Consider the following 13,875-nt stretch of genomic DNA (forward strand, 5'->3'; position numbering starts at 1 on the left):
TTTAGAGTATACCTACTATTTATACTTTTACAAATTTGCTGCCTTTTATATATGAAAATAGTATCTGCAACTCAAATACGTGAAATAGATGAGTATACGATAAACCATGAACCTGTTACTTCCATTGATCTTATGGAACGGGCAGCCACTGCGTTCTCTAGCTGGTTTATGCAGCATTATTCCAATATAAAGAGAATTAAAATTGTATGCGGACCAGGTAATAATGGTGGAGATGGCCTGGTAATTGCAAGAATCTTATATTCTTATGGTTACAAAGTTGAGGTGTATACTATCTTGCCTACAGCAAAAACATCCAAAGATTTTGATATCAATCTCCAGCGCTTATCCTCTTTAATCTCTGAACAAAGGATCACACCCAACTCAAAGCTTCCTCAATTTCACACTGAAGATATTTTGATTGATGCGTTATTTGGTTCGGGGTTAAATCGTCCATTAGCTGGTCTGGCGGCCGATATAGTACAGGCTATGAACCAAGCCAAAACCATTATCGCTGTCGATATTCCTTCAGGTCTCTTTACAGATACAAATAACTCAAAAGAAGATGTTATTATAAAAGCCACTCAAACCATTGCCTTCCAACTTCCTAAACTTGCATTTATGCTTCCACAAAATGCCGATTTCATAGGAGATTGGCATCTGGTAGATATTGGCTTACATCCTACTGCTATCGCTCAAGCTAGCACAAACTATTTTTATACACATACAAGGAAAGCAATTACATACCTGAAAAAACGATCAAAGTTTTCACATAAGGGAACCAATGGCCACGCATTATTGATAGCAGGCAGCTATGGGATGATGGGAGCAGCAATCCTTTCTGCACGAGCCTGTTTACGTAGCGGAGTGGGTAAATTAACTCTCCATGCACCTAAACATGCAAATGACCTGGTACAATCCAACATACCAGAAGCTTTGTTTTCGGCAGATGACAATAAGTATCTATCTACAACCGAATGGACAGAAGACCAACTCAAAAGCTATTCTGCGATAGGTCTCGGTCCCGGACTTAGTATTGATACGAAGATTCTTTCCTTAATCCATTCTATTATAGAACATGGCAGTTCCATTCCATTAATTATAGACGCAGATGGAATTAACAATTTATCTACTCCTGAAGGTAGAGACCTACTAGACAAACTACCTGAAAATACAATCATTACCCCCCACCCCAAGGAATTTCAGAAATTATTAAATCGTTCATGGCAGAATGATTATGAAAAGTTAGATCTGCTACGAGAGTTTTCTGTAAAATATCAGGTTATTGTGTGTTTAAAAGGTGCACATACAGCAGTAGCTCTACCAGATGGTAGCATTCACTTTAACTCAACTGGGAATCCAGGTATGGCAACAGGAGGGTCTGGAGATGTGCTTACAGGGATAATTACGGCTCTTCTAGCCCAAAAGTATAACCCTGCACATGCAGCAATCTTTGGCGTATATCTTCATGGATTAGCAGGAGATATAGCAGTAAAAGAGAAAAGTATATATAGTATGGTTGCATCTGATTTGACTGACAATCTGCCAAAAGCTTTTTTGGAGATTACAGCGTTGCAGACCCAAAACTCATAACTGCTTCGATTCTACTTTCGGCTGTTTTCTGGCTGTCCTGATCAATGCCGCAATTCCAATTACTGTCCAGATTATATTTACCACCGCAGAGGGAATAGCCTTATGATATAAAGTAAGAATGATTAAGCCTGCACTACCTATAATGTTTAACCATTTGTATAGAGTAGATTGGGCATCTATTTTACCACTCATATTTAAAAAGTAAGCTGTTACTACTAATACAGAACCTATCCAACCGACAGTTTCTACCACGATATCTGTTGTGGTCATTTGTTAAAATCGTTAAAAAATGAATCTATTCCAGTCTAAAATTGTAAATTATCAGGAAGATCATGTTTTTTAATTACAATAGAAATTATTTTTTATACTGAATGCAACCATTTCAACTATTTAAGAGTCTTGGAGAAAGCAGATACTGAATAATCCGTCTGTAGCTATGAAATCGATCTTTTGATTTACCACTTTTACCACATTACTCCCAACCAGACTGAATGTTATTCAGTGAAGACGAACTTATAGAAGGCTGTATAAGAGGAGATAGAACCCAACAGCGACGCCTCTACGAACTTTTCTCCAAAAGAATGTTTGTAGTGTGCTTGCGCTATGCAAAAAGCCGACTGGAAGCAGAAGATGTATTACAGGAATCGTTTATTAAAGTTTTTGAGAAAATAAAAGATTTTCGGAGAGATTGTCCTCTTGAGGGATGGATCAAACGTATTGTTATCAATACAGCATTGAATCAGAATCGTAGTAAATTATACATGTTTCCAGCAGTAGATATAGATGATATACATGAAGCAGAAGATAGTCATTCATCCCTTTCAGATCTGAGTTTCCAGGAATTACTGGAGATGGTGCAACAGCTGGCACCACGTTATCAGGTCATTTTTAACCTGTATGCCATTGAAGGTTATCAACATAATGAAATTGGCACTATGCTGGGTATTAGCGAAGGCACTTCCAAGTCGCAATATGCACGTGCTAGAGCTATACTCCGCCAAATGATAGAAGATAAACAACAAATAAAATATGAACGCTTCCGAAAAGAATAGCTTTGAAGAGCAGTGGAGAGACGCGTTTGAAAACGCTGAGTTACCCCCAGATCCAATGATCTGGTCAAATATTGAAACAAAACTGGCAGATGCAGAAAGAGATAAATATAAAAGAAAGCTATATTTATTTAAGCTGCGAGTCGCTGCTGCCGTAGCATTACTGGTATTGGCAACTGGTATATGGACCATCCAGCAGTCCATGAAAGGGAATAGTATTGCCATTGTAAATCATTATGAGAAAGAAATCCATAGTTCTGGCCCTGACAAAGGAGTATCCATATCTTCTGGAGACAAAACTTTCAATACAGATTCTACGCGATCTGCTATTTCTAATGTGTCTGCCTCTAATACAGCCAGTAATACTTTATCTCAGCATTCGTCAACCCCTGTCCTTCAACCAGCTACAAAAACAGAATCATCTTCCAATACAGTCAGAAACAACTCAGAAAGTGGAAAGACCAGTTCAACTCAGTTTGTAGAAAAACAGGATCAACTTTCCTATGAATCAACAAAATCAGGTACTAAGACATCAGCTATTAAGACAGATGCACAAACAACATCTATAGGCAAAGCACCACAAAATCAGGAAACATCTATTGTTACAAATGGTAAATTATTATCGGATAAACAAAAGAAAAGTTTACAGACAACGAATGTGGAAGATAATGTTGCTTATTACGAAGCTTCACCAACAAAGAAAAACACACTCAAAAATACCGGAAAAAATGTTGAGAGTTCATCAATAGTAGATCAAAACCTTAACCCAGCTAGTGAAAATTATATATCAGCAATTCATTCCCAATCAAATAATTATCAAGCAAATAATTATATAGTAGCTGTTGAACCTATCTCAGGAAAGTCTGTTCATACGCAAATGGCAAAAGCTGTAGTGAAAGATATTCGCTGGAAACTTAATCAGGATTTCTGGGATCAGTTGACAGCACAGGATCTGGCAGCACAGCAAAAGAAACAAATGCACAGAGCACGTTGGAGATTAGATGGTGGTGCAACTCCAGGAAGCTTTAATCCAAATTTTAACTCAACCAGTTATTCTGCAATGAATAGTTATGCTGATCAAGCACTTACTCCGACAACAGTAGGAAAAACCAATGCTGTTAGCCCATCAAGTAAGGACATAGGTAGCATGACACATTCGGGTACTTTTTATGCAACAGGTTTACAAACAGAGTTTGCACTATCAGAAAGGTTTTCCATCCTAGGAGGAGTTCAGTATACTTATAGTAAGTCTCAGATAGATGTGACTCAGTATACCGCATTTAGTAATAGTTCTGCTATTCAGCCCGACTTTTATGAATTATTTGGGGCTTCATCAAGAAGTACACCTACTAATACACTGGCCCAAAATAATATATCTTATAGGACGTCTCTAAACACCAATGAAGTACAAAGTCTGGATAATACCTATCATTATATTGGATTTCCAATGCGAGTTCTTTACAAAGTACTCAATCGAAAAGTAAAAGCCAGTATAGGTGCAGGAGTGTCTACAGACCTATTTCTGAAGAGCCAGATTAGTAGTTCTGAAAACAATATAGAAACACTCGAATTCAATCGTTCACAGAATTCATTCTATAAGAGTACAATTTTTAGTGGATTGTTAAGTGTAAAGCTGGATTATGCCATTGACAATAAATACAGTATTTATCTTGAACCCAGCTTCCGCAGAACATTATCATCTTCAACTACCTCATCTACTTTGAGTAGTTTTCCTGGATGGTGGGGAGTAGGAACAGGTATAATGTATAGATTTTAACAGAAGGCAACCAAAAGGTTGCTTTTTCAATATAATTCATATTTTTAACTAGCCAATCTACCACAAATACATTGCCATATAGATGAAAAGAATTTTACTCTGCATTTTGACTAACATACTGCTTTTTAGCTGTGACAATCAGGAGCAGATACATCCAATCATCATTGACCCTGTCACCCCAATCCATCTTGGAACGGAAACACTAACAACTGGTACATATCTTGGTTTCACTATAGGTGATTCTCCCCAAACAACTTATACAAAGACTCAAGCACTAATCACTAGCAAAGGGTTAAATAATTTATCTATTACCCACTCTATTTATACAGATCTGCCTTTGGTAAAAAACACATTATCATTATATACATCTATCTTTTTGGATGAAGAAAAAGGAACAGATTCTGGAGTACAAATTTATTTTGAGAATAATACGGTTAAAAGCATATACTTAAATAGTGGTAAAAAACTAAACAGATGGCCTAATTCTTTTCCTCAAGTATCTATCCAGCTTGGTGAATCTGTAGATAATCTCTATTCAAAACTTGAAAGAATAGCTGCTAACTCTGTCTATAGGAAGAAGTTCGAACGAATCAGTCTTTTTTTCAAGGATATTAACAAGGTATATGACTCCAATATGGGAATGTCTCCACAATGGTACTTCGGGTATAGCTATGATATAAACAAGACAGAACGTGTTCAGCTTAATTTTCAGGATCAGAAATTAGTATCTATTCATGTTGAACGTTATCAGGCCAGGTAATCTCACCCCTATCTTGGCTCTCTTACATTGAGCATAGATTTTTACGTATACTTGTTATATTAAAGTTATACTATTGTCAAATAAGACGATCCTATGCATAAGCTTAAAAATACAGATACAAAACCTCCTCAAGAAACTGATAAAGAAGCATGTAAACTCAAAACAGGAGAATTGCAGGAACAATTACGGGAAAAGCAAAAGATCCTTTATGCACAGGGAGAATATAGTATTTTAGTTATTCTTCAGGGATTAGACGCATCAGGAAAGGACGGCGTTCTCAATGATGTATTCAGTGGGTTAAATCTATTAGGAGTACAGGTTGCAGCCTTTAAAGCTCCTACAGAAGAAGAATCCCGGCACGATTTTTTATGGCGCATCCATCAGAAAGTACCAGGTAAAGGTATAATTGGCATTTTTAATCGTTCACATTATGAAGATGTTCTGGTGCCTCGGGTAGAAAAATGGATAGATGACAAAACAATAAAGAAACGCTTCAAACACATCAACGACTTTGAATCGTTACTTATTGAGAACAATACAGTTATTCTCAAATTCTACCTGCATGTTTCTGCAGAAGAACAAAAGGAACGGTTAACAGAACGAATGGAAAATCGCACCAAGTTCTGGAAACATAATGACAATGACTGGCAGGTTGCAACAAAAAGAGACATATATTTGGATGCATACGAAGATATTTTTGAACACTGCTCGAAGGCTGCAGACTGGCACATTGTTCCGGCAGATAAGAACTGGTACAAAAACCATATAATAGCCAAAGCAACATTAAAGGCACTGGAACAACTACCCTTGAAATATCCAGACTTAAAATAGTAGATACAACCTGACTAGTTGTTTCAACAATATTTTCACATCCATTATCTCATGTTAGAAGATAGTAAGCATGGGATAATATTTATCCCCTTATGAAAAAGCTAGTATTGTTTATATTCATGTGCATTAGCCTATGTCAATTCAGTAAAGCACAACAAAAGCGTACTCAAGAAGTCCTCTATTTAAAAAATGGTAGCATTATTCGAAATGCAAAATCCTTACAGTACCTGGATTCTCTAATAGAAATCCATACAACAGAAGGCTCAATATTCCGGTTTGAACTCAGTGATCTGGACAGTATCGCCCGTGAACCTGTCCGAGTTAAGTTTCGTACACATGGATACTTCCTTGCTGTTGAAGCTGGGTTCCTTTCCGGACATAGTACAAATACAACCACAACGATAGAGAAACGGAATAATGATGCGTCACTCCAGATTGTCTCAGGCTATCAATGGAATTCTCATTGGGCTACTGGTATAGGAGCAGCAATGGATATCTATCAGACAGGCACAATCTTACCCCTATTTCTGCGAAGTATGTACACTCCTCTCACTAACCGGCTAACCCCTCTTATCTCTTTTGATATAGGTTATGGACTCTATACAAGAGTTTTCAATGGCAGCCCCACTAATGGTCAACTTTCTCAGGGCGGTTTATTTATAAATCCGGCAGTTGGCTTTATTGCCAGGTCAGAGAAAAGAACAGCATTTTCCTTTGCAATAGGTTATCGCCGACAACATGTATATCAAAGCTTTGTAAATGAGGAGACTACCTCTTCCAAAAATATTATTCTGCATCGTATGTCTATTCGAGTAGGCTTATCCTTTTGATACTTTCCCAAAATAATGCGTTTACATTTTATATTTTGATCTTACTAATGTACTAAAAGGCTCGCCTATCGGTGGGCCTTTCTATTTGGATTTTGTCCAACTTTATGTTATATACAACAGCATATAAAACAGACATTTTTTAATAAACTGTTTTATAATTCTTTTATCTATTCATACTTACTATGAAAAGCCTACTTTCTCTTACGACCTGTAGTATTTTACTTTCCATCTTTGGACTACAAAGCCTATATGCACAATACAATTACGCAGAAGGCTTGCAAAAAACATTGCTTTTTTATGAAGCTCAGCGTTCAGGAAAGATGCCCGCCAACAATCGCCTTAGTTGGCGAGGCGATTCTCATTTACGTGATGGAAAGGATGTAGGTATTGATCTGACAGGAGGCTGGTACGATGCAGGAGATTCGCCTAAGTGGAATGCAACTATGTCATTTGCAGCCTCTACTCTGGCATGGAGTGCGCTGGAATACCCCAAAGGATATCAACAATCAGGTCAAATCTCCTATTTGCTAAATAATTTAAAATGGGTAGGCGACTATTTTATTAAATGTCTTCGATTTAAAACCATTAATGATCTGCCTACATATCGGGTTTTTGTCGAAGTAGGTAATGTAGACGAAGAACATAAATCATGGGTTGCGAACGAAGTTATGCAGGCATTATATCCTAATCGTCCCTCCTTTTATGCAGATAAAGATGCTCCTGCAACCAGTATAGTAGCTGCAATGGCAGCTTCTCAGGCAGTATCTTCCATTGTTTTTCGAACTAATGGAAATACTCAATATGCAGATGCTCTACTATTAAATGCACAAAAATTATACGAATTTGCTACTACCTATCAAGGAAATGGAACCGTTAAAAATGCAAGAGGAGAAATTGTAAAACATACAGAGAACTATGATGAGAATCGCTTTGAGGATCAAGTTTGTCTGGCAGCAATCTGGTTATATCGTGCCACCAAATCCTTACAACCAGAGGCTTCTGCTCAATATCTGAAACAGGCGGAAAAACTAGCTGGTGGATTTGCAAATCGGGTACCAGAAGCTTATTATAGTTATAGTACATATGAAATCCCTTGCTTCATACTACTTTCTGAAGAATTTCCAGATAATATTTTGTATAAGCAAAAGACAGAAGCTGCCCTGGATCGTTTTGTTAATCTCCCTAAAAGTCCGGGCGGACTAGCAAAAATAGGATATGAATGGGGTACTCTCCGACATGCAAACAATACAGCATGGTTATTTTTTGTGTATGCAGATCACTTAGCGGAAGGTGCACGCAAAACTAAATATGAACAATGGGCTAAAAGTCAGCTAGATTACTCTTTGGGCAGCAACCCTCAAAACAGAAGTTATCTTTTGGGTTTCCAGCCAGCAGGTAAAACGGTTGTTAATACTCCCCATCATGGCACAGCACATGCACCCTGGGCAGGTTGGGAACACCTGAATAAGGAGAAACCGGAATTTCGGTATCAACCACGTCATATTTTATATGGAGGTTTATTAGGGGGACCAAACTGGAACGATGAATTCAAAGCAGAGGTTGGAAATGCAGCACAAACTGAAGTTGCCTTGGACTTTAATGCAGGTATTACAGCCAATATGGCTCGTATGACATCTGTAATTGGAGGTAAACCACTTCCTAATTTCCCACCCAAAGAAAAACCAGATGATGAATATTTTGTTGAAGCATCTATTGCAGACACGGATAATGAATCTGTAGAGATAAAGGCATGGTTGAATAACCGTTCTGCTTTTCCTGCAAAAGTATCATCTAACCTTTCCTTCAGGTATTATTTTCAGGCAGAACCCGGTACTCAAATACAGGCAGAAATTGTAAATGGTAAAGGTGCAGCCATATCCCAGCCAACTCTCTACCAAGGAAGTATATATTTTGTGACAGTTACCTTCCCCAATATACCTATTTTTCCGGGAGGCCTTGATCCCAATAACGGATGGACGCCATTTTATCGAAAAGAAGTTGTTTTTCGTCTGAAGAGCTCCGGCAGCTGGAATAATGCAAACGACTGGTCATTCAAAGGAATTACCACCCAGGGAAAATCTCCTGTAAAAGTAAATCAGATCAGTGTATGGGAGGGTAAAAAGAAACTAGGTGGTATTGATCCACCAAAAGGATAAGTATTCTCTTTATAATTTATCAATATTTCAAACTAACAGAATTAATCCTTAATCTTCAGTAAGAGATGTGGTATCTTTTACTGAAGATTTTTTGTTTGCGCATAGTTCACGGCATGGCTCCTCAATGGGGCTGACTCGGTTGCCTGGCCACGAAAGATCATTTTGATCAGAACTCACGGCAATTTTGTGTTTGACCTGAACTCCAGTCAATTTTTCTCTTGCGCATAGTTCACAGCAAAACTTTTGTTTGCGTATAACTCACGGCAAAACTTTTTTTGAGCGGAATTCACTACAAACTACGGAGATACCATAAAGAACATCCTATCAACAACGAAATATGCGTCTCAAACCTATTGGTGTGAATCCACTACCATCTCCTGGGTAGACAAGTCGTTAACTGAACTTTGGGATGATATACTATTATCTTCTCCCCTACTTTTGCCATGTATTTAAAGTCATAGCCTAACTTCATTGGTTCATAGCCTCAAATAGTGTATAGAAACCAGCATTGATATAGGAACGTCACATGAGATAGATGTATTTTTGGCTATAATCAAAAATGCTATTGGAATATTTCAAAACACACAGCACTAATAGAATATTAAACTATATAATCCCAAATTACTGGAATTAAATTTTGAGTATACTATGAAATAATATAATATTGGTTACCACTTGATACAACAAACCAAAGATCATTTTTACCTTTCCACCTATGACCACATTTACACGCCGTAATTTTATACAGAAGGTTGCCGCTATTACAGGGTCTGGATACACTGCAATGGTTGCCCTTGACATGATCCCTGCAGCACCAGCAAAACCACTATCATTACAAGGGCAAGCCGGAAAAAAAGTAATCATATTGGGCGCAGGTATGGCAGGGCTGGCATCTGCCTATCAATTAACCAAACTTGGTTATGATTGTACCATTCTTGAAGCTCGCGGACGAGCAGGAGGACGCGTATGGACAATCCGGCCAGGTGCGAAAGAAACAGAACTGAACGGAGCATTACAAACCTGTCGATTTGATGAAGGACAATTCTACAATGCAGGTGCCATGCGTATTCCACACCATCATACATCTGTGATTCAATATTGCCGGGAATTAGGTGTGCCAATGGAAAACTTCCCTAATACCAATGAAGGAGCCTATTATTATAGTGAAGGCAAAGGTCCTTACTCCAATAAACGCATTCGACAACGGGAAATTCACAATGATATACGAGGATATACGTCAGAAATGCTGGCAAAAGTGATGGATCAAAGTTCACTGGATACACCCCTCACCAAAGAAGACAAAGAGAAAATTATCGAATATCTGATGGCAGAAGGAGCATTGGATAAAAGTAAATTATACAAAGGATCACCTCGTCGCGGTTTTGATGTTCCTCCCGGGGCATATAGTCAGGCAGGTAAACCCGCCCCTCTTCCTTCGTTAGTAGACCTTCTTCAGTCAGGTTTTTATGATCCCTATTTTTACAACATTCCGGAATACACATATGAGCAACAAAATACTATGCTTATGGTCTCCGGAGGAACAGATAAACTTACAGAAGCATTTACAAAACAGTTAGGCAAGAAAATCACCTACAATGCAGAAGTCACCAAGATATATAAAACAGAAAATGGGGCAAAAGTATCTTACAAAGATACAACCAAAGGCTCTGTACATGAAATCACAGGTGATTTCTGTATCTGCACTATTCCATTACCTGTTTTGAGCAGCATTGAACACAACTTTTCTTCCAATATCTCCCGTGCCATTGATCTAATACCACATAACAGTGCCTGTAAAATAGGACTACAGTTCAAACGAAGATTCTGGGAAGAAGATGATAATATATTTGGAGGAATTAGTCGTACCAATATGGATATTACTCAAATTGTATATCCTAGTACAGGCTATTTTTCTAAAAAAGGAGTGGTTATCGGCTACTATAATTACGGATCTACAGCGGAACGCATTGGCAATCTATCTCTGGCAGATCGTGAAAAACTGGCATTAGAACAAGGCAGTAAGATACATCCACAATACAAAACAGAGTTTGAAAGTTCGTTTTCTGTGGCCTGGCAGAAGGTACGTTACAGTCAGGCTGGCTGGGCTATGTATCCACAGGACGTACGTGATAAATATTATCCAGCCCTGCAACAAGCAGAAGGCAATATCTATTTCGCAGGAGATCATACTTCTTACTTAACCGCATGGATTGCTGGTGCATTCGAAGCCGCACATCAAACAGTAAAATCCATCCACGAACGTGTACAAAAGTCTTAATTATTCTATTACAACAAACTACCACTTATCACCTGTAATCACAGATAGGTTATGCTGCAAAAAACAGTGTAATCCTTTAAACCTATGAAAAAATCACTTATTCTACTTTATGCAGTTATCATTGGCTTTCAAGTCGCACTTGCACAGAAGAAGGCCTCAGGAACAGAATCTGCAGCTTCCTCACTATCATCTGCCACTCAGGGAGCTGAACGCATGGAGGGATTTATTCCTTTTTACTGGGATGCTAAAAAAGGAAAGATATTTCTTGAGATTAGTCGCTTTGATACTGAGTTTTTATATTATCCATCCCTTGCTTCGGGTATCGGATCAAATGATATTGGACTAGATCGTGGACGGCTGAGCCAAGAGCATGTCGTAAAATTTCAACGCAGCGGCAACAAAGTATTACTGATTGAATCTAATTATGCATATAGAGCTATAAGTAAAGACCCATTGGAACAACAGGCAGTTACAGAATCATTTGCTCAGTCTGTACATTGGGGTTTTGAGGTGATGGCTGAAGAAAATGGTAAGGTGCTGGTTGATGCCACTAACTTCTTCATACAAGATGCAGCGGGTGCAGTTCAGGCAATTAGTCGCACCAAACAAGGTAATTTTCGAATAGACCCATCCCGCTGTGCATTCTATCTACCTCACATAAAGAATTTTCCACAAAATACAGAAGTTGAGGCAACCATCACTTTAGTAGGAGATCAACCAGGCGGATACCTGCAGGAAGTAGTACCGACACCTACCATGGTAACAATGCGTCAACATTACTCTTTTGTTCAGTTACCAGAACTGGAAACGTATAAACCCAGAGTATTCGATCCACGTTCTGGCATGATTCCTATGCAGTATTTTGACTATGCCACTCCTGTAAGTGAACCCATTATTAAACGTTTTATCATCCGCCACCGACTGGAGAAGAAAGACCCAACAGCAACAGTTAGTGAAGCCGTAAAGCCAATTGTATACTATATGGATCCAGGTGCTCCTGAACCTATCCGGTCAGCACTCATGGAAGGAACAGCCTGGTGGAATCAAGCATTTGAAGCAGCAGGCTATAAAGATGCATTTCAGGTTAAGTTATTACCTGCAGATGCCGATCCTATGGATGTACGTTACAATATTATTCAGTGGGTGCATCGTTCCACACGTGGCTGGTCATATGGAAGCAGCATTATTGACCCTCGTACAGGTGAAATATTGAAAGGTAAGGTAACTTTAGGTTCTCTGCGGGTTAGACAAGACTTCCTGATTGCTCAAGGTCTGGTAGCAGCCTATGAAGAAGGAAAGCCTGTGTCAGAAGCCATGATGAAAATGGCCCTTGCACGTTTACGCCAGCTAGCTGCCCATGAAGTAGGACATACATTAGGATTGCCTCACAATTATATTGCCAGTACCAACGACAGAGCCTCTGTAATGGATTATCCTCATCCATTGGTAGATATCAAAGGAAACAACCTGGAGTTATCGAATGCCTATGCAACTGGCATTGGAGAATGGGACAAGGTAGCCATAAACTATGCCTATCAGGATTTTCCTAAAGGAACAGAGGAAAAAACTGCATTGGATAAGATTTTATCAGATTACATAAAGAAAGGTCTTTATTTCCTTAGTGACCAGGATGCCCGTCCAGAAGGCAGTGCACATCCAACTACTCACCTATGGGACAATGGAAAAAGCGCGGCAGAGGAATTAAATCGAATGATGCAGATACGAAAAATTGCATTGGATCATTTTTCAGAAAAGAAGATCCCTGTAGGTTCTCCGATGGCAACCCTGGAAGAGGTTCTTGTTCCGATGTATATGTTTCATCGTTATCAAACTGAAGCCACAGCCAAAGTAATAGGTGGAGCTTTCTATACCTACGCAGCACGTGGTGATGGTCAGAAAATCTATGAACCTGTTTCAGCATCTGACCAAAAGCAAGCCTTAACGGCGTTGTTAGCCACTATAAAGCCTGAAGCATTGGTAGTGCCAGATAAAGTTCTTAAGTTAATACCCCCTCGTGCATTTGGATACGATGCCAATCCGCGAGAGGTCTTTAAAGGACGTACAGGCCTGACATTTGATCCACTTGGACCAGCGGAAGCAGCAGCGGGCATGACATTACGGTTGTTATTTAATCCGGAACGGGCGTCCCGCCTGGTAAGCCAGCAAGCTATTGACTCATCTCTACCAAGCTTGGCAGACATTATAGAAAACACATATGCGGCAACCTGGAAAAGCAACACCCAAAATGGATATACAGGTGAAGTAAGCCGAATCGTAAATAATCTTGTCTTAAAGAATATTATACAATTAGCCGCCAACAAAAATATATCTGAACAAGCACGAGCTATTGCCAATCTGAAAGTTAATGAACTTAAAACCTGGCTTTCTGCTAGTGTCGGCAAACAGACAGATGTAAACTGGAAAGCCCATTATCTGTTTGCGTTGAATCAAATTAGTGAATACGAACAGAAAGGTGCCGAGTCCACAGTAGTTACACCACTAACACCTCCGGATGGAGCCCCTATCGATCCTGGTTATGAATGGCTGGATATGGATATGTGTAGTTGGGAAAATAGTTCCAGATAAAAAGAAATTGCCAACCTG

At 38.9% G+C, this 13,875-nt stretch carries 10 protein-coding genes; 9 read left to right on the top strand and 1 reads right to left on the bottom strand.

Annotated features, from left to right (window positions below):
- The first annotated feature begins 51 nt into the window (after window positions 1–51).
- The gene (locus QNI22_RS06855; protein WP_314509896.1) at window positions 52–1,590 is read left to right on the top strand and encodes an NAD(P)H-hydrate dehydratase; all 1,539 of its coding nucleotides are present in this window, start codon (window positions 52–54) and stop codon (window positions 1,588–1,590) included.
- On the opposite strand, the gene QNI22_RS06860 is transcribed toward QNI22_RS06855, so the two are convergent.
- Complete coding sequence (locus tag QNI22_RS06860; RefSeq protein ID WP_314509897.1) at window positions 1,585–1,860, bottom strand: CBU_0592 family membrane protein; 276 nt, start codon at window positions 1,858–1,860, stop codon at window positions 1,585–1,587. The genes QNI22_RS06855 and QNI22_RS06860 overlap by 6 nt on opposite strands.
- Before the next feature lie 221 nt (window positions 1,861–2,081).
- Here QNI22_RS06860 and QNI22_RS06865 point away from each other — a divergent pair, with 221 nt between their 5' ends.
- From QNI22_RS06865 to QNI22_RS06900, 8 genes are all read left to right on the top strand, one after another.
- On the top strand, window positions 2,082–2,642 hold the full coding sequence (locus QNI22_RS06865) for an RNA polymerase sigma factor (protein ID WP_314509898.1): 561 nt from the start codon (window positions 2,082–2,084) through the stop codon (window positions 2,640–2,642).
- Window positions 2,620–4,416 carry a hypothetical protein gene (locus QNI22_RS06870; RefSeq protein ID WP_314509899.1) on the top strand — a complete coding sequence of 599 codons (1,797 nt, stop codon included), beginning with the start codon at window positions 2,620–2,622 and terminating at the stop codon, window positions 4,414–4,416. Before QNI22_RS06865 ends, QNI22_RS06870 begins: the two co-directional genes overlap by 23 nt.
- Before the next feature lie 82 nt (window positions 4,417–4,498).
- Complete coding sequence (locus tag QNI22_RS06875; RefSeq protein WP_314509900.1) at window positions 4,499–5,176, top strand: hypothetical protein; 678 nt, start codon at window positions 4,499–4,501, stop codon at window positions 5,174–5,176.
- A 93-nt stretch (window positions 5,177–5,269) separates the two neighbouring features.
- Complete coding sequence (locus QNI22_RS06880) at window positions 5,270–6,007, top strand: PPK2 family polyphosphate kinase (RefSeq protein WP_314509901.1); 738 nt, start codon at window positions 5,270–5,272, stop codon at window positions 6,005–6,007.
- 92 nt (window positions 6,008–6,099) lie between these two features.
- The gene (locus tag QNI22_RS06885) at window positions 6,100–6,837 is read left to right on the top strand and encodes a hypothetical protein (protein ID WP_314509902.1); all 738 of its coding nucleotides are present in this window, start codon (window positions 6,100–6,102) and stop codon (window positions 6,835–6,837) included.
- A gap of 182 nt (window positions 6,838–7,019) precedes the next feature.
- The gene (locus QNI22_RS06890) at window positions 7,020–8,993 is read left to right on the top strand and encodes a glycoside hydrolase family 9 protein (RefSeq protein ID WP_314509903.1); all 1,974 of its coding nucleotides are present in this window, start codon (window positions 7,020–7,022) and stop codon (window positions 8,991–8,993) included.
- A gap of 715 nt (window positions 8,994–9,708) precedes the next feature.
- Entirely contained in the window at window positions 9,709–11,271 is a 1,563-nt protein-coding gene (locus tag QNI22_RS06895; RefSeq protein WP_314509904.1) for a flavin monoamine oxidase family protein, read from the top strand.
- Window positions 11,272–11,355: 84 nt separating this feature from the next.
- The gene (locus QNI22_RS06900) at window positions 11,356–13,857 is read left to right on the top strand and encodes a zinc-dependent metalloprotease (RefSeq protein ID WP_314509905.1); all 2,502 of its coding nucleotides are present in this window, start codon (window positions 11,356–11,358) and stop codon (window positions 13,855–13,857) included.
- The last annotated feature ends 18 nt before the right edge of the window (window positions 13,858–13,875 follow it).

It is taken from the genome of Xanthocytophaga agilis, assembly GCF_030068605.1.
Lineage (GTDB): Bacteria > Bacteroidota > Bacteroidia > Cytophagales > 172606-1 > Xanthocytophaga > Xanthocytophaga agilis.

Bases quoted from the DNA above. Each gene is read 5' to 3' on its own strand.
- QNI22_RS06890 (WP_314509903.1), top strand. From the start codon at position 7,020: ATGAAAAGCCTACTTTCTCTTACGACCTGTAGTATTTTACTTTCCATC.
- QNI22_RS06855 (WP_314509896.1), top strand. From the start codon at position 52: ATGAAAATAGTATCTGCAACTCAAATACGTGAAATAGATGAGTATACG.
- QNI22_RS06885 (WP_314509902.1), top strand. From the start codon at position 6,100: ATGAAAAAGCTAGTATTGTTTATATTCATGTGCATTAGCCTATGTCAA.
- QNI22_RS06870 (WP_314509899.1), top strand. From the start codon at position 2,620: ATGAACGCTTCCGAAAAGAATAGCTTTGAAGAGCAGTGGAGAGACGCG.
- QNI22_RS06900 (WP_314509905.1), top strand. From the start codon at position 11,356: ATGAAAAAATCACTTATTCTACTTTATGCAGTTATCATTGGCTTTCAA.
- QNI22_RS06860 (WP_314509897.1), bottom strand. From the start codon at position 1,860: ATGACCACAACAGATATCGTGGTAGAAACTGTCGGTTGGATAGGTTCT.
- QNI22_RS06880 (WP_314509901.1), top strand. From the start codon at position 5,270: ATGCATAAGCTTAAAAATACAGATACAAAACCTCCTCAAGAAACTGAT.
- QNI22_RS06875 (WP_314509900.1), top strand. From the start codon at position 4,499: ATGAAAAGAATTTTACTCTGCATTTTGACTAACATACTGCTTTTTAGC.
- QNI22_RS06865 (WP_314509898.1), top strand. From the start codon at position 2,082: ATGTTATTCAGTGAAGACGAACTTATAGAAGGCTGTATAAGAGGAGAT.
- QNI22_RS06895 (WP_314509904.1), top strand. From the start codon at position 9,709: ATGACCACATTTACACGCCGTAATTTTATACAGAAGGTTGCCGCTATT.